Annotated in this window: 8 protein-coding genes; 5 read left to right on the plus strand and 3 right to left on the minus strand. The window is 67.9% G+C overall.

Annotation, left to right across the window (positions count from 1 at the left end):
- The first annotated feature begins 103 nt into the window (after positions 1–103).
- The gene (locus tag ACFTSF_RS11515) at positions 104–1,480 is read left to right on the plus strand and encodes a SidA/IucD/PvdA family monooxygenase (RefSeq protein WP_380153985.1); all 1,377 of its coding nucleotides are present in this window, start codon (positions 104–106) and stop codon (positions 1,478–1,480) included.
- 23 nt (positions 1,481–1,503) lie between these two features.
- Here the strand turns inward: ACFTSF_RS11515 and ACFTSF_RS11520 are convergent, their stop codons facing one another.
- From ACFTSF_RS11520 to ACFTSF_RS11530, 3 genes are read right to left on the minus strand one after another with little or no spacing between them, the layout of a single operon-like run.
- The gene (locus ACFTSF_RS11520; protein WP_380153752.1) at positions 1,504–2,427 is read right to left on the minus strand and encodes a TAXI family TRAP transporter solute-binding subunit; all 924 of its coding nucleotides are present in this window, start codon (positions 2,425–2,427) and stop codon (positions 1,504–1,506) included.
- Positions 2,424–3,800, minus strand: a complete 1,377-nt coding sequence (locus tag ACFTSF_RS11525) for a sensor histidine kinase (protein WP_380153753.1) — start codon at positions 3,798–3,800, stop codon at positions 2,424–2,426. Before ACFTSF_RS11525 ends, ACFTSF_RS11520 begins: the two co-directional genes overlap by 4 nt.
- Entirely contained in the window at positions 3,797–4,453 is a 657-nt protein-coding gene (locus tag ACFTSF_RS11530; RefSeq protein WP_380153754.1) for a response regulator transcription factor, read from the minus strand. The genes ACFTSF_RS11525 and ACFTSF_RS11530 overlap by 4 nt, the downstream gene beginning before the upstream one ends.
- Before the next feature lie 152 nt (positions 4,454–4,605).
- Here ACFTSF_RS11530 and ACFTSF_RS11535 point away from each other — a divergent pair, with 152 nt between their 5' ends.
- The 4 genes from ACFTSF_RS11535 to ACFTSF_RS11550 all read left to right on the plus strand — a co-directional run bounded on the left by ACFTSF_RS11535 (position 4,606) and on the right by ACFTSF_RS11550 (position 17,315).
- Positions 4,606–7,986 (plus strand): LamG-like jellyroll fold domain-containing protein, encoded by a 3,381-nt coding sequence (locus ACFTSF_RS11535; protein WP_380153755.1) that lies wholly within the window; start codon positions 4,606–4,608, stop codon positions 7,984–7,986.
- A gap of 44 nt (positions 7,987–8,030) precedes the next feature.
- Positions 8,031–14,177, plus strand: coding sequence for an RHS repeat-associated core domain-containing protein (locus ACFTSF_RS11540; protein WP_380153756.1), 6,147 nt, complete (start codon positions 8,031–8,033; stop codon positions 14,175–14,177).
- Positions 14,178–14,337: 160 nt separating this feature from the next.
- Positions 14,338–16,341, plus strand: a complete 2,004-nt coding sequence (locus tag ACFTSF_RS11545; protein WP_380153757.1) for a TRAP transporter permease — start codon at positions 14,338–14,340, stop codon at positions 16,339–16,341.
- Positions 16,338–17,315 carry a TAXI family TRAP transporter solute-binding subunit gene (locus ACFTSF_RS11550; RefSeq protein WP_380153758.1) on the plus strand — a complete coding sequence of 326 codons (978 nt, stop codon included), beginning with the start codon at positions 16,338–16,340 and terminating at the stop codon, positions 17,313–17,315. Before ACFTSF_RS11545 ends, ACFTSF_RS11550 begins: the two co-directional genes overlap by 4 nt.
- Positions 17,316–17,421: the final 106 nt, after the last annotated feature.

Raw genomic sequence — 17,421 nt, forward strand, 5'->3', positions numbered from 1 at the left:
ACCGCTTTCGGCCCAGCCCGAAGGGATCTGTCGGCCCGGGGCGTGGCAGAGTGGTCGGGCTTAGTGACGGGACAGCTGTTGGGGAGGTGTGTGAGTGCACGCGATGCGCCGTTTCGGGCCTGATCCTGATAACTGGGTACGTCGTACTTCCGCCGATCACGACGTGGTCGTCGTTGGTGCGGGGCAGGCCGGGCTTGGGATCGGATTCGCATTGCGGCGGGCTGGGATCGGCCGTGCTGCTGTCGTCGACGCGGCGGCTCCTGGCGAGGCGGGTAGCTGGATGAGCACCGCACGGATGCACACGTTGCGCACTCCGAAGAGCTGGCCGCAGCCGGAATTCGGACACTCGGAATTGAGCTTCCGGGCTTGGTACGAGGGTCTTCATGGCCAGGCCGCATACGACGTCGTCGAGAACATTCCCCGGACCGTCTGGGCGCAGTACGTCGCCTGGTTCGGATCCGTCGTCGACGTTCCCGTTCGCCACGACACGCGATTGGTCGGCGTCGTCCCGGGCTCGGACCACCTTGTGCTCCGGCTTGCGGTGACCGGTACCGACGGCCACGTGGACGAACGGGTCGAGACGACTCGGAAGCTGGTGCTGGCCACGGGTGTCGAGGGCACCGGGGGCCCCGCTCTGCCGCCGTACTTCCGCGCGCTTCCCTCGCACCTGGCCGCTCACACGGGCGATCGCATCGACTTCGGACAGCTCGCCGGACGGAGCGTCGCCGTACTGGGTGCTGGTTCCTCGGCGCTGGATGCTGCGGCCGTGGCGCTGGAGGCCGGTGCGCAGGAGGCGCATGTGTTCACCCGCAGGTCCGAGCTTCTCGTTCAGGAGCCGAGCCTCAACATCGGGCGGAACGTCGGCGCCAAGGAGAACTTTCATCGGCGCGACGACGCCGATCGGTGGAGAGCCCAGGTCCTGGCAGCTCGCGCTGGACGCAGTTGCACGCTGGAGTCCTTGACGCGAGCCGTGGCCTTTCCCGGGTTTCGTGTCCATCTCTCGGCACCGTGGCGGGACGCGCGAGCCGACGGCGGCAAGGTCCGCGTCGACGCGGCCGACGGCTCACACGTCTTCGACTTCGTTCTTGCCGGGACGGGATATCAGTACGATCCACGGACCCGGCCCGAACTGGCCGACATCGCCCCGCACATCGCCTTGTGGCGAGACCGGTACGAACCACCTGCCGAGCTCGCCCATGAGAATCTGGCCTGCTTCCCCTACCTCGGTCCTGGCTACGAACTCGTCGCGAAGAAGGCGGCCAGCTTCGTCGGACGAATCCATGTCTTCTCCGCGGCGACCAGTCTCAGCTTCGGAATTCCCGCGGGAGACGCACAGAGCCTGGCGACCGGGATCCCCCGACTGGTCGACGCCCTGAGCCGAGACCTGTACTTCGAAGACCAGGCCCATCACCAACCCGCCAAGCCACGGCCGCCGGACACTCACCGATCGGTCTACGAACACGCCATCTGGAGCCGGTGAGCACCAACTCTCGACTGACCGCCTCAGCCGTGGAGGGTGCGGTAGCGGGCGGCGGCGCCTGGGTGGAGGTTTAGGGGGCTGGTGCCGATGAGTGAGTTCGGGTCGAGGTAGTGGGCGCCGACCGCGGCGGCCGGCACCAGACCGGCTGCATGGTTGACGAGTACGTCGACGATTTTCGAGGCGACCGCAGCTGGGACTTCGGGGCGGCAGATCAGGAAGTTCGGTACGCCGATCGTGCTGACCTGTTCGACGCCGCTGTAGGTGCCGGCGGGGATCTGCGCCCTTTGGTAGACCACGCTGTAGGCCGAGCGCAGCGCGGACAGCCAGGGGGCGAGAGGCAGCAGGCGGATGGGCACCTGAGCGGAGAGGTCTGACAGTCGCCGGGTCGGTACGCCGCCGGACCAGAACATCGCGTCGATTCGTCCGGTGGCGAGCGCGTCAGTGGCGTCCGAAAGATGGAGGTTGGCGACTACTGGGGCACGGTCGGCGTGCATGCCGGCTGCGGTGAGGAGGCGGTTCGTGGTGAGGGCGGCGCCGGCGCCTGGTGGGCCGGCGGAGATCCGCTTGCCGGCGAGGTCAGGTAATTGGCGGACGGGTCCGGCCGCGCGAACCACGCACTGCAAGTAGTTCTCGTACACCCTGCCGAGGGCGACAACCTCGCGGGACTGCGCCGCGGCGTCGGCGAGGCAGATTGCCAGGTCTGCTTGCTTGAGACGCAGGAGGTCGAGGTTCTGCAGGCTGCCCTCGGTCGATCGCACCTCGACGGTTCGGGCGACCTTGGCAGCCCTCAGCTGGGTGGCGAGGAGGTTGGCGAACTCCAGGTAGAAGCCGCCACGCTCACCGCCGGCCACCACCAGCCGGTCCACGAATGGTCGGTCGGAGCTGCAACCACCTGCGAACGACGCCAGCCCGGCAGCCAGCAGGGCTCGCCGGGACAAGCCGCTCATGTCGCCGTCCGCAGGTCGATGTGAACCGCCAGGCCGTGTGGCGTCGCCGCCTCGATCGTGAGCGTTCCGCCAGCGGTGCTTACCAGTTGGTCGACGATCGCCAGACCGAGACCACTGCCTTGTGACGATTGATGCTGGTCGGCGCGCCAGAAGCGCTGCGATGCCAACTCGCGTTGCTCCGCGGGAAGCCCTGGCCCGTCGTCGACGACACTCAGCCGTACGCCGTCCGCACCCGACTGCTCGATCCGCACGATCACCCGTGCTCCTTCGCCGGCGTACTTGATCGCATTGTCGACGAGAGCGCCGACGATCTGTCGTAGGTCGGTTTCGCTGACTGCCACCGGCGGTACGACGGCGAGCTCGGCTGCCAGGTCGACGCCGTTCTCGGCGGCGAGCAGCCGCCACGCTCCCACTTCACCGGGCAGTACCTCGGACACCACCGACTGACCGGCGATGGCATCCGGGCTCCAGCTCTCGGCCTCGGCAAGTCTGAGCAGATCGTTGAGCAGCGCTTCGAGCCGATCGAGGTCCTGCTGGATACCTGCGAACCGCGGGCTGGACGGATCGCGGAGCTCCGAGGCCAGGGCGTCGAGCCGGAGGCGGACGGCCGCTAGCGGGTTCCGCAGCTGGTGCGATGAGTCGGCCACCATCCGGCGCTGCATCTCCAGGGACCGGGTGACCGTGGCCGCCATGTCCGCGAACGATCGGGTCAGATTGCGCAGCTCCGGTGGGCCGGACAGCATCACAGCCGGGCCTTTCGTCGGTGTCTCGGCGAGACCGACGACGGCCTCCTCGAGCCGCCGTACCGGACGGACCACCCAGCGGGTCAGCAGGATCGCCAGCTCGAGGAGGAGCAGCGCGACGGCGATCGCCCCGGTCACGATCAGCGCCCAATCGCGACGTACGGCGGAGATCGCCCGGCCGGCGTCGACGCGCAGCACGACCGCGCCGGCCAAATCGTGGGGTGTCCCGACGGGACGGGCCAGCAGATGCTGTGGCTCGCTCCACGGCCGAACCGGGTCGAGGGTCGTCCGCGCAAGGTTCCGCGACGCGGATGCCAGGGTCTCTCGCACACCCGGATCGTTGAGGTCCAACGAACCGGTGGACAGGACAGGTTGTCCGCTCGGGCCCACCAGCAGCAGGTCTTCGCCGTACACCTCGGTCATCCGGGATGCTTCCGCCTGCACGGTGGCCAGGTCACCGGCATCCCGCATCTCCCTGGCCAGGGCGGCGAGCCGGTCAAGCGTTGCGACGCGGCTAAGCAGCAGTGCCTGGGTGCGGGTCTGAGAGGTGGTCGCGAGGAGCGGCAGAACCAGCCCGGCAACTGCAACGAGAGAGAAGATCGTCAGCACGATCAGAACTCGCGTCCTCATGAGCCGAGTCGGTATCCGAAACCGCGGATGGTGGTGATCAGCCCGGGCCTGTCGAGTTTGACGCGGAGCTGGGCAAGGTGGACGTCGAGCGCCCGCGAGCTCGCCAGGAAGGCGTCGCCCCACAACTCGTCGAGGATCACCGCGCGGCTCACCGCGGCACCTGCTCGGCGGGCGAGCGCCCCGAGCAGGTCGAACTCCTTCGGAGTCAACGTGACCTCCCGCTCGCTGACCCGGACCCGCCGAGCGGTCAGGTCGATCACGACGTCACCCACCTCGACCACCCCGGCCGCCAGTGAGCTCCGGGCGCGACGGGTGACCACCACGTCGATCCGGGCCAGGAGCTCGCCCAACCGCACGGGCTTCACCAGATAGTCGTCCGCGCCGAGCCGCAGGCCGCGCACCACCGACCGCTCGTCGCCGCGCGCGGTGACGACCAGCAGCGGTACCTCGCTGACCTGGCGCAGCTTCCGCAGCACATCCAGCCCATCGCCGTCAGGCAGGCCGAGGTCCAGCAGCACGACATCGGCCGAGCTGTGCCGAAGAAGTACGTCGGCACCTCTGGAGACCCGCTGTGGTTGGTGACCATGCGCGCCGAGTACGTCGATCAGCGCCTCACCGACGCTGTCGTCGTCCTCCGCGATCAGTATCCGCACGACGTCATCCTGCCACCGACCCCCCGGGTCGACACGCGCATGGCTGTTGTCGATACGCGCAGGATCGCGGGGGCCTCGTGGACGCGCCAGTGCTGGACCGTGTTCCTTGGCATGGAGGACTCAGATCTTCCTTCGTCGCCGTGGAGGCCGTCATGTTGGGCAAACCCACTCTGTCTCGTCGCAGTTGTGTTGTCGGAGTTCTGCAACGGCTGCGTCAGGCCGGTTCGTTGTCGGTGGCGATGAGCTGTGTCCTCGCCTTCCTCGGAGCTCTCCTGGTCGTCGTCACGTCGACGCCGGCTGCTTCCGCAACGCTGTCAGATGAAGCGGTGCTGGGCGAAGCACAGGCGCAGGATGTCGCCGCCAGGACAGGACGCAAGGTCGAGGTGGGCGCGCTGACCACCGAGACCGGGCAGGTGTTCGCCAATCCGGACGGTTCCTACACCAGGCACGAGTCGGCGTTGCCGGTGCGGGTCCACGCGTCGTCCGGGTGGGTGCCGGTGGACATGACGTTGCGGGCCAGAGCCGACGGAACGGTGGCGCCGATCGCCGGTCCACTCGAGCTGGCGTTCTCCGGGGGTGGCGAGATGCCGCTGGTGCGGCTTCGCCGGGACGGCCGTGAGCTGGCTGTCGGCTGGCCGGGCCGACTCCCCCAGCCGGAGTTGTCCGGCGAGACCGCGACCTACCGCGAGGTCTTGCCCGGTGTCGACCTCGTCCTGACTGCCTCGACGGCCGGTCTGTCGCAGATCCTGGTCGTCAAGAACGCGGCAGCTGCGGCGAACCCGGCACTCGCTTCGCTACCGTATCGCCTGACAGCCAAGGGTTTGACGGTTCGCTCCACGGCGGCCGGCCTGACCGCGACGGATCCGGCTGGCGACGTCGTGTTCAGCGGACCCGCGCCGTACATGTGGGACTCCTCCGGTCAAGGGTCAGCCGTACAGCCGGGTGGCCAGGTCAAGGCAGTCGGTGCCCGGGTCGCCGGGGATCAGCTGTCCCTCGTGCCGAATCGGGCGTTCCTGACCGCCAAGACCACCCGGTTCCCGGTCTACATCGACCCGTCGTGGTCCGGCGTCAAGCAGGCCTGGACCCAGGTGTGGAGCAACTACCCGACCACGTCGTTCTACAACGGCGCGAACCTCGGAACGTCGGAGAAGGTCGCCCGGGTCGGCTACGACGGCGAGGACCAGAAGCGCACCCGGTCGTTCTTCCAGTTCGACACCAGCGGCGTGAAGTACAAGCACATCCTCAAGGCCACGCTGCAGACGATCTCGACCTGGTCGTGGTCCTGCACGGTGCGCGAGGTGCAGGTGTGGGCGACCAATCCGATCTCCTCGGCGACGACCTGGAAGAACCAGCCGACGTGGGCGTACCAGATGGAGAAGAAGAGCTTCGCGAAGGGCTTCTCGTCGTCGAGTTGCCCGGCCGGCGGGGTCGAGTTCAACGTCACCAGCCAGATCACGAACGCCGCGGCCAACGGTTGGTCCAACGTCACGCAGGGACTTCGCTCGTCGACGGCGGCCGAGAGCAAGAACGATGCGCACTCGTGGCGGAAGTTCGCCAACAACCCGAGCATCACCATCGACTACAACACGATTCCCGACACCCCGGCGAACCTCACCACCGAAGGCTCGGCGTCCTGTGTGACGGGTGCCGATCGGCTGGTCGTGTCCACGGTGACGCCGACGCTCCGGGCGACTCTCCACGACGTCGACAACTCGGTCCAGGCGCGCTTCGAGTGGTGGACGGCCGACGGTACGGCGCCTGCCGGGGAATACGTCTCACCGGTCGTCGCGGGCGCGACACCGACGGTCGTGGCAACCTCGGTTCCGTCGGGTGCCTTCGGCAACGGTGCGGTCGGCAAGTGGCGGGTACGGGCCGAGGACGGTATCGACGTCAGCGCGTGGAGCCCATGGTGCGAGTTCGCCGTGGATGACGCAGCGCCGGAGGCACCCACGGCGGTGTCGTCGGGGTTCCCGGACAACGGGACCGGCAACGCGGTGATGGGGACGAGCCTGCCGGTCACGTTCGGCGCGAACGGCGAGTCCGACGTGGTCAAGTACGAGTACACCTTGAACGGTACGTCGACAACGCTGAACCTGACCGCGACGCCGTCGCAGCCAGGTGGCGAGGCGGCGATCTCCGTCGTACCGGATCGGTACGTGAACTGGCTGCACGTCCGCTCGGTCGATGCCGGAGGCAACCGTTCTGCGGTGGTGACGGCAGTGTTCTACGCCGGCGCGGCCCCCGGACCGGTCGGGGACTGGAAACTGGATGAGACCGGTGACGGCACCGTGGCGGTCGACTCCGCGCCGGTCAAGCACAACGCCACCCTGGGTGGCGGCGCGTCCTGGGGCGACGGCCGGCAAGGCGGTGCCCTGACGCTCAACGGCACGACCGGGTACGCCGCGACGACCGGGGCGGTGGTCAACACGCTGAACTCGTTGTCCGTGTCGAGCTGGGTGCGACTGACCGACATCTCGCACAACGCGGTGGTGGCCACCCAGGTCGGGTCCCAGGCCGGCGCCTTCACGTTGTCCTACTCGAGCTCCGCCAAGCGGTGGATCTTCAGCCGAACCTCGGCCGACGTCGCCTCGCCGACGTACACCAGGGCGACCTCCACCACAGTGCCTGCGGCGGACGGCAGGTGGGTGCACCTGACCGGCGTGTACGACGCACCGAACGCCCAGATCCGCCTTTACGTCAACGGCGTTCTCGAGGCGACCACGGCGTACACGACACCGTGGAACGCGGCCGGCTCGTTCCAGATCGGGCGGTCGAAGGTCAACGGCACGTACGGCGAGTACTGGCCGGGTGATCTGGACCAGCTGCAGGTGCACAGCCGGGTGTTGCTGCCGGGCGAGATCCAGCAGGTGGCCCGGCGCGACGGTCATTGGCTGATGGACGAGAGCTCCGGTACGACGGCCGGCGACGCCGCCGGGGCGCATCCGGCCGCTTGGTCGGCCAGCGGCGTGTCCCGCGTGGCCGGCAAGACCGGCAACGCGGTGCAACTGAACGGCAGCACCGGCGCACTGACGGCGTCGGGACCGGCGGTCCGCACCGACGGCAGCTTCACAGTGTCCGCCTGGGTGAAGCCGTCCGCGGTCGGCAAGAACGAAGTCGTGATCAGTCAGGACGGCTCGCAGGTCAGCGGCTTCAGCCTGGGATACGTCTGGGACGACCTGTACGGCGGCTATCGCTGGTCGGTGGAGATGCCGGTCGCAGACTCGGCGTCGGCGGAGGTACACGCGGCGGTCGGCCCGTTCGACGAGCCAGTGGCCGGTGGGTGGACGCACGTCGCCGCGGTGTACGACGCGAAGGATCAGATGCTGCGGCTGTACGTCGGCGGCCAATTCGCGGCCGAGACATATCACCGCAGTGCGTGGAACGCGACCGGCGCGGCACGCTTCGGAACGAAGTGGACCTCGACGGCCGGCCTGCGTGACTTCTTCACCGGCGCCATCGACGACGTACAGATGTATTCCGGTGTGCTCTCGGATCAGCAGATCGCCGACCTCTACTTGCCGTCCCAGCTGTGACCCACCCGCCCCGCACTGCACCGTTTCATGAGAGGAGTGGCGCCATGCTGGTGCCGTTCACCGGAATAGTCACGGCCGTCGCACTCGCTGCCAGCAGCCTGGTCGCGGTGCCCACCGCGCAGGCCGATGTTGGTACGTCGGATGCGTGGCGGCCCGCGGCCCAGAAGGAGTCGTCGGTGCGTGGGCACGATTCCGTGCCCAGGTCGCGTCCGGCCGATCCGAAGGCCGCATCCGTGCTGCAGCAACCTCCACAGGTGACCAGACCGGCGCCAGGTACGGCGGAGGTGTCGCTCCCCCTCGACGGCACCGTGACGCAGGCCGGCCAGTTGCCGGTTCGCGTCGGCGCGGGGCAAGTCCAGGGCACTGCGTTGACGCCCTTGAACCGGGTGCGCGTTCAGGTCCACGACCGTTCGGCTGCCGACAAGCTGGGCGTTTCGGGGATGTTGTTCAGCGTCGGTCGCACCGACCTGGTTGCGAGCAGCGGCCAGGTGAAGGTCGAGGTGGACTATTCGGCGTTCCGTTCGACGTACGGCGGCGACTGGGCAAGCCGGCTGCGACTGGTGCGGCTGCCGGCGTGTGCACTGACCACACCGGACAAGGCAGGGTGCTCCGACGGGCAACTGCTGACGTCCAAAGCCTCTGGCAACAACCGGATCGCTACCGAGGTCCCCGCGTCGAGTCAGGCGACGGTGCTCGCGTTGTCGTCGGCGCCGTCGGGCAGCGCGGGGAGCTACAAGCCGACCGCGTTGTCGGCATCGGCGTCATGGAACGCGGGCGGCTCGTCAGGTGCGTTCACGTGGGGTTACCCGATGGACAGCCCGGAGGGATTGGGCGGCCCGGAACCAGATCTGGATCTGGGCTATTCGTCGGGTGACATCGACGGCCGGGTGGCGTCGACGAACAACCAGTCTTCGTGGGTCGGTGAAGGCTGGGGCATGGATGAAGGCTTCGTCGAACGGCGGTACACGACGTGCGCGGATGAGGTGACGACGACATCGAAGCCGCAGGACCTGTGCTGGGAGACCGACAACGCCTACCTGGTGCTGGGCGGGACCGCGTCCGAACTGGTCCGTGACGACGCCACCGGGACCTGGAAACTGCGGGAGGACGACGGTTCGCGGCTGGAGCGGTTGACCGGCGGAGTGAACGGCGACAACGACGGCGAGCATTGGCGGCTGACGTCACGGGACGGCACGCAGTACTACTTCGGGTTGAACCGGCTGCCGGGATGGGCCGCTGGTAACGAGGAGACCGGTTCGGTCTGGACCGCTCCGGTGTTCGGCAACGACGCGGCTGAGCCGTGCCACGGGGCGTCGTTCGCGGCGTCGTACTGCACGCAGGCGTGGCGCTGGAACCTGGACTACGTGGTCGACCCGAATGGCAACGCCATGTCGTACTTCTACGGCAGCGAGACGAACTACTACGGCCGGAACCTGACCGCGACCGCCGGCACCCAGTACGTGCGCGGCGGCTACCTGAAGCGGGTCGACTACGGCCAGCGGTCCACGTCGATGTATTCAGCGGCCGCTCCGATGCGGGTGTCGTTCACCGTGGACGAGCGCTGCGCGGCGGGTGCGACCTGCACCACCGGCGACATCACGTCGGCCAATTCCGCGAACTGGCCGGACGTGCCGTACGACCAGAACTGTTCGGCGGGCGCGAAGTGCACGGGGTTGTATTCGCCGACGTTCTGGACGCGCAAGCGGCTGACGACGGTGACGACTCAGCTGTGGGTGTCCGGGACGACGTACCGGGATGCGACGTCGTGGGCGCTGGGCTACCAGTTCCGTGACCCTGGTGACGGAAGCTCGCCCGCGTTGTGGCTGGCGTCGATCACCGCGACCGGCAAGGTCGGCGGGACCGTGTCACTTCCTTCGGTGTCGTTCCAGGGCGTGCAACTGGCCAACCGGGTGGACGCCGTGGAAGGGATTCCGCCGATGTACAAGTGGCGGTTGACCGACGTGTACGACGAGGCCGGTGGGCACGTCCACGTGAACTACTCGGCGACGGAGTGCACGGCGGGTGCGGTGCCGGCTCCGGGCGACAACACCAAGCGCTGTTTCCCGCAGTACTGGCAGGCCGACGGGTCGACGTCGTTGACACTGGACTGGTTCCACAAGTACGTGCCGGTCACGGTGCTCGAGGACGACCAGTCCGGCGTGGCCGGCATCGAGCGCACCGACTACGAGTACCTCGGCGGCGGCGCGTGGCACTACGACGACAACGAACTGACCCCGAAGAAGTACCGCACCTGGGGACAGTGGCGCGGCTTCGGCCGGGTCCGGGTGCTCCACGGCAACCCCGGCGAGACCCGCTCCCAGGAAGAGAACCTGTACCTCCGCGGCATGGACGGCGACAAGCTCGCATCCGGCGGCACCCGCTCGGTGACCGTCACCGACTCCCTCGGCGGCACGATCACCGATCACCCCGCGCTGGCCGGGTTCGAACGCGAGTCCCTCACCTACACCGAGGCGGGCGGCAGCGTGCTCGAGGGTCAGATCACCGACCCATTGATCTCCTCCCCCACCGCCACCCAGGTCACCCGCAACGGCACGATCAAGGCCTACATGGTCCACCAGGCCGCCGAACGGTCCCGTGAGGCGCTGTCGTCCGGTGGATGGCGCAACACCGAGACCCGCAGCACCTACGACTCCTACGGACTCGAAATCGAGGAGAACGACCTCGGCGACACCGCCAAGACCGGCGACGAGGAATGTACCCGCACCACGTACGCCCGCAACACCGCGTCGTGGCTGATCGATTTCGAGGCCCGCGAAGAGACCGTGTCCGTGGCCTGCACCGCGACACCGTCGTACCCGGCCGACGCAGTGTCGGACGACCTGACCTACTACGACGGATCCACCACACTGGGTGCGGCGCCGACCAAGGGCGACGCGACCCTCACCAAGGAACTCGCCTCCTACTCGGGCAGCACGCCGGTCTACACCCAGGAGGGGCGCACGGTCTACGACTCCTACGGCCGGCCGATCGAGACCTACGACCAGCTGGACCGCAAGTCGTCGGCCGTCTATACCCCGACGAGTGGCGGGGCCGTCACCGCCATCGCAGTGACCAACCCGGCCGGGCATGTGACCACGACGACCGTCGAGCCTGCGTTCGGTGAGACGGTCGCCGAGGTCGACCTGAACGGGCGGCGTACCGACACGGCACGGGACCCGCTCGGCCGGATCACCGCGGTGTGGCTGCCGGACCGGTCCAAGGCGGCCGGGAAGACCCCGAACACCAAGTACACCTACCTGATCCGCCAGGACGCGCCGTCGGTGATCACCACCGAGGAGGTCCGCGACGACGGCACGTACGAAGCCAGCCACGACCTGTTCGACGGGCAGTTGCGCGAACGGCAGACGCAAGACCCCGCGGCTGACGGCGGCCGGGTCGTGACCGACACGTTCTACGACTCGCGCGGCCTGGAGGTGAAGTCCAACGGCGCGTACTGGAACAGCGGCGCTGCCAGTACGACGTTGCTCACCGGAGTGACCGACGCGTCCGTGCCCGGCCAGGACCTGACCGTGTACGACGGCGCCGAACGCGAAACGGTGGAGATCTTCCGCTCGCACGGGTTCGAGAAGTGGCGCACCACTACCACGTACGGCGGAGACCGCATCAGCATCGACCCGCCGGACGGCCAGACGGCCACCACGTCGATCACCGATGCGGACGATGCGGAAGTAGAACTGCGCCAGTACACCGGCGGCTCGCCGACCGGTTCCTACGACGCGACCACCTACACCTACAACAAGCGCGGCGACATGGTCACCACGACCGACCCGGCGGGCAACAAGTGGGACACCACCTACGACCTGCGCGGCCGGGTCACCCAACGCGAAGACCCTGACACCGGGACGAGCAGCTTCACCTACGACAACGCCGGCCAGATGCTCACCAGCACCGACGCGCGCGGCGCCACGCTCGCCTACACCTACGACGCGATGGGCCGCCGTACCGGCATGTTCGACGGATCCACCTCCGGCACCAAACGCGCTCAGTGGACCTACGACACCCTCACCTCGGGCACAAGCGTCAAGGGCATGCTCGCGACCTCGACCCGCTTCGTGAACGGCAACGCCTACACCAAGTCGGTCGACGCCTACGACATCCGCTATCGGCCGCTGACCAAGACCGTCACGATTCCCACGTCCGAGGGCGCGTTGGCCGGGTCGTACAAGACCAACACCGGCTACACCGCTACCGGGCTGCCGTCGCTGGTGTCCTACCCGGCAGCGGGTGCGCTCGCGGCGGAGACACTGCGGTACGGCTACGACGCGGCCGGCCGGTTGCAGACCGCGAGCAGTGGTCTCGGCACGATGCTCACCGCTGCGACCTACACGCCGTACGACGAGGTCGCCCAGTCGACCCTGTCCGCCACGGCCGGCAAGCAGCTCGTCCACTCCGCGTTCTATGACGACGCGACCCGGAAGCTGGACCGGGTCCTGGTCGACCGCTCCACTGCCCCCGAACACCTGGCGGACGTGAAATACACCTACGACGCGTCCGGCAACATCACCAAGATCGCCGACACACCCCAAGACGGCATGAGTGATGTCCAGTGCTTCAGCTACGACCACCTGCGCCGACTCACCGAGGCCTGGACCCCTGCTGCCGACTGTGCCGCAGCGCCCAGCGCTAGCGCATTGGCCGGAGCGGCGCCGTACTGGCAGGGCTGGACCTACGACAAGACCGGCAACCGGCTCAGCGAGACCAACCACGACCCGGCCACCGGCGCCGCCACCACATCCACCTACAGCTACCCAGCCGCCGGAGGATCCCGGCCGCACGCGCTGTCCGGCGTCGCCACCGGCACCCGGTCGGACACCTTCACCTACGACGCCGTGGGCAACACCACCGCCCGCAACGTCGCTGGGAAGGCCCAGACGCTCACCTGGGATGTCGAAGGCAATCTGGCCACCCTCACCGAGAACGGCCAGGCCACCAGCTACCTGTACGACGCCGACGGTGACCGGCTCATCGCCCGCGACACCGACGGCACCACCCTCTATCTCGACAACTCCGAACTCCAGCTCAGCCCCACCGGCACGGTGACAGCCACCCGGTACTACGACCTCGGCACCACCAGCGGCGTCCGCAACGAGTCGGGTCTCAGCTTCACCGTCGCCGACCATCACGGCACCAACACGCTTTCGGTCGACGCCGGCGACCTCAGCCCGGAGCGGCGCCGCTTCACCCCGTTCGGCGTTGCCCGCGGCATCAAACCCGCGACCTGGCCCGACAAACACGGCTACGTCGACGGCGTCGACGACCCCACCGGACTCACCCACCTCGGCGCCCGCGAATACGACTCCGCCCGCGGACGCTTCGTCTCCACCGACCCCATCGCCGACTTCGGCAACCCGCAACAGCTGAACGGCTACGCGTACGCCGACAACACCCCGATCACGGCCGCTGACCCCGACGGCGAGTGGCGCGTCCTGCCCGGCGGCCACTACTGCGACGGCTGCGGCGGCTACAACAAGGCCCCCAAGAAAAAGAAGAAGGCGCACAAGAAGGCGGCCAAGAAGGCCAAGCACTACTGCGACGGCTGCGACTACCAGCGCTACCTCGCGAAGAAGAAAAAGCAGGAGAAGATCGCGGCGGCCAAGCGGGCGGCGAAGAAGGCCGCTGCCAAGAAAGCCGCCCAGAAGGCGGCCAAGCTCAAGAAGAAGGCGGCCAAGAAAGCCGCCGCGAAGGCGAAGAAGAAGAAACAGCAACAAGCGAAGGACCGGGCCAAGAGGAAGAAGAATTCCATCCTCGGCGGAGAGGACTACGCGCTGGTGAAGGTCGCCGGCGCCGGCTACGCGATCTGCCGGTTCATCAGGGGCACCCCGGCCAACACCTGCGCCGTGCTCGGCTCGGCCATCGGGAAGGGGCAGCACGACGGCGGCGGGTGGCACTACGTCAAGTGGTACATCGTCGCCCGGGGCAGCTGGACCCTCTACCGGGCCGGCGAGATCTGGAAGAAGGGCGGCGTCACCCCGCGGGGACAACTCGGCAAGGTCAAGGGCGAGTTCAAGGCCGATCGAACGGCGACCAAACGAGGCGTCGGCCTGTGGATGCTCTACGAGATGCTCGGCGGCGACACCCGCTCCCCGAGCCGCAACACCAAGCCCAAGCAGAAGACGAAGTGTGTGGTCTCGTGGAAGGCCTGGGGACACAACATCTTCAGCATCTGCTGAGTAGCTCCGCATCATCGGCCCGGACCCCAGGCGTCTCTGGGGTCCGGGCCGACCCCTGTCCAGGGCTTCTTCTTAAGGCGACGTAAGGATGCGACACAGGGGCTTGTGGGAAACCTGCGAACTGAGGATTGTGTGCGGAGAATCATTAACAGGAGGCCCCGTGACGATCACCATCCCGAGCGCGGAGGAATTGGCTGCTTTCGAGCAGGAAAGGCCGGCGCGGGGGCTGAGCCCGGTTCTGGACCGCGTTATCTCGGGGTTCTGCGCATTGGTCAGTGTCGGCGTTCTGGTGCAGGTATTCTTTCCGATTCCAGCGGGGACGCAGTTCTACCTGATGCTGTTTCTTGCTGCGGTGTTGCCGGGTGCGCTGCTGTGTTACCGCGGTTGGCGTGTGCCGGCGTTCCTGAATCCGTTCCGCGGAGATCGACGCAGCGACGACCCGCCGGTGGCGGACTGGGTTCTGGCGTCAGTTGCACTCGTGGTCTCGCTGTATCCGTTCCTGGACTTCGACGCGTTCCTGGAGCGGCGACAGGCTCCCACGCAACTCGATCTGCTGGCCGGGGCGTTGCTGCTGGTGCTGGCCCTGGAGGCCTGTCGGCGTACGACGGGCTGGGTTCTGCCGCTGGTGAGCCTGCTGTTCATCGGCTACGCCTACTACGGCGGCTATCTGCCGTACACGTGGTCCTTGGCGCACCAAGGTTTCGACTTCTCGGCGATCGTGGCGCAGTTGTTCATGGGTACGGCGGGCTTCTACGGGACGCCGTTGGCGGTGGCGGCGAGTTACATCGTCCTGTTCACGATCTATGGCGCCGTACTGGACGCCTCGGGTGCCGGGAAGTTCTTCATCGACGTGTCGTTCGCCGCCTTCAAGCGCAGCCGCACGGCTCCGGGGCGGACCGTCACACTGGCGGGCTTCCTGCTGGGCACGGTGTCGGGATCCGGTACGGCGACAGCGGTATCGCTGGGCACAGTCGCCTGGCCCATCCTCCGCCGCGCGGGATACCCGGCCGAACCGGCGGGCGGCATGCTCGCAGCCGCCGGTATCGGGGCGATCCTGTCGCCGCCCACGCTCGGCGCGGCGGCGTTCATCATCGCCGAGTATCTCCAGGTCAGCTATCTCGTGGTGCTCGGCTACGCGACCGTCCCGACCGTCCTGTACTACCTCGGCATCTTGCTGGCGATCGAGATGGACGCCCGGCGGCACGGCACGGAAGCGGCCGAACCGTCGACCCGGTCGGCGCGCCGGCTGCTGCTGCGGTTCGGATACCACTTCGTGTCGCTGTTCCTCATCATCGGCTTCATGGCGATGGACATCCCGCCGTTCAAGGCCGTCGTCTACGCGACGTTGCTGCAGATCGGACTGTCGTTCCTGGACCGTGAGCACCGGTTGACGCCACGCCGGCTCGGCATGGCGCTCGCACAGGGCACCCGCTCGGTGCTGCCCGTCGTGGCGACCTGTGCCGTGGCCGGGATCATCGTCGCCGTCGTCACCCAGACCGGTCTCGGTCTGAACCTCGCCGAGATCATCGTGTCCGCGGCATCCGCGATCTCCGAGAACCACACCGTCGTACTGATCATGACCGTCACGCTGTCGGCGTTCGCGGTCATGGTGCTCGGGTTGGCGGTTCCCGTCACCGCGTCGTTCATCATCGCCGCCGTGGTGATCGCGCCCGCCCTGTTCCAGCTCGGCGTGGCCCCGGCCGAGGCATACATGTTCATCTTCTACTACGCCGTACTGTCGGAGGTCTCGCCGCCCACCGCTCTTGCCGCCGTGGCGACGGCGGCGATCACCGGCGGGCGGGCGATCCCGACCATGTGGCAGGCCTGGAAGTACACGCTGCCCGCGTTCCTGGTGCCCTTCGCGTTCGTGCTGACGCCGAACGGGGCCAACCTGCTGGGCCTCGAGGGTCTGGGCGGTGCGGCGTGGACACTCGCGGTCTCGGCGCTCGCCGTCGCCGCACTGGCGGTGGTCACCGGCGGATGGATCGTCGTACGGGCCGGGTGGCTGGAGCGTGCCCTCTGTTTCCCGGCCGCGTTGCTGTTGCTGTATCTCGCACCCACCACGATCGGCGTCGGCCTGGCGCTGCTCGGGGTCGCTGTCGTCATCAACCTCGCACGGCGTCAACGCCTGCGGAACACCACGGAAGGGCCCTTACCCACATGAGATTCCGTTCTTTGTCCACTGTGGTGGTCACCCTCGCGCTGACGGTCTCGATGGCCGCCTGCGGCGGGCAACGCAAGCCCGAGCCGGGCAACGGCGCGGGAGGTGGCCGCCTCACCATCGCGACCGGTAACACCACCGGCGTGTACTACCAGCTCGGCGGTGCCCTGGCCTCACTGATCTCGGACAACCTCGAGGGTTACCGCGCCACCGCCAGCGAAACCGGCGCCTCGGTGCAGAACATCCAGGGACTGACCGCCGGGACTTACGACATCGCCTTCTCCCTGGCCGACACCGCCGCCGACGCGGTCGCGGGCAAGAACAGCTTCGCTGCGCCGCAGGACATCGTCGCGCTGACCCGGCTGTACTCGAACTCCACCCAGGTCGTCGTACGGGCGTCGTCCGGCATCACGAAGATCGCCGATCTGAAGGGCAAGCGGATCTCCACCGGTTCGCCGAACTCCGGCACCGAGGTGATCGCGCGACGCCTGCTCACCGCCGCCGGCGTCGACCCGGTGAAGGACGTCACGGCCCAGCGGCTCGGCCTGCCCGAGTCGGTGGACGCGATGAAGAGCGGCCAGATCGACGCGCTGGTCTGGTCCGGCGGCCTGCCCACCAGCGGCATCAGCGACCTCACCACGTCGATGGGCGCCAAGGTGCGCTTCCTCCCGCTCGACGACGTACTGCCCGCCCTGCAGAAGGCGCACGGCACGGTGTACACCGCGGGCGTGATCCCGGCCGCGACGTACAAGCAGCCGGCCGACACCCAGACGATCGTTGTGCCGAACCTGCTGCTGGTGCGTAAGGACATGCCCGACGAGCTGGCCGGGAAACTCACCAGCCTGCTCCTCCAGAACAAAGCAGCCCTCGTGCAAGTCAATCCCGCAGCCAAGGGGATCGACCTCAAGAACGCCGCAACGACCGACCCAGTGCCGTTGCATGCCGCAGCGAAGAAGGCCATCGACGCACTCGACTGAACGGTCGATCGACGAGCCGTCAGAACCAACCGCCCCAGGCTCTTTGCGCCGGAACGAAGTGAGGCCCCTATGTCAACCGCGATCTCGCCCTACTCGATCGCCTCAT

It is taken from the genome of Kribbella sp. NPDC056951, from assembly GCF_042674205.1.
Taxonomy (GTDB): Bacteria; Actinomycetota; Actinomycetes; order Propionibacteriales; family Kribbellaceae; genus Kribbella; species Kribbella yunnanensis.

Excerpts from the sequence above, each read along its gene's own strand:
- ACFTSF_RS11520 (WP_380153752.1), bottom strand. The coding sequence starts at position 2,427 with ATGAGCGGCTTGTCCCGGCGAGCCCTGCTGGCTGCCGGGCTGGCGTCG.
- ACFTSF_RS11515 (WP_380153985.1), top strand. The coding sequence starts at position 104 with ATGCGCCGTTTCGGGCCTGATCCTGATAACTGGGTACGTCGTACTTCC.
- ACFTSF_RS11525 (WP_380153753.1), bottom strand. The coding sequence starts at position 3,800 with ATGAGGACGCGAGTTCTGATCGTGCTGACGATCTTCTCTCTCGTTGCA.
- ACFTSF_RS11535 (WP_380153755.1), top strand. The coding sequence starts at position 4,606 with ATGTTGGGCAAACCCACTCTGTCTCGTCGCAGTTGTGTTGTCGGAGTT.
- ACFTSF_RS11550 (WP_380153758.1), top strand. The coding sequence starts at position 16,338 with ATGAGATTCCGTTCTTTGTCCACTGTGGTGGTCACCCTCGCGCTGACG.
- ACFTSF_RS11540 (WP_380153756.1), top strand. The coding sequence starts at position 8,031 with ATGCTGGTGCCGTTCACCGGAATAGTCACGGCCGTCGCACTCGCTGCC.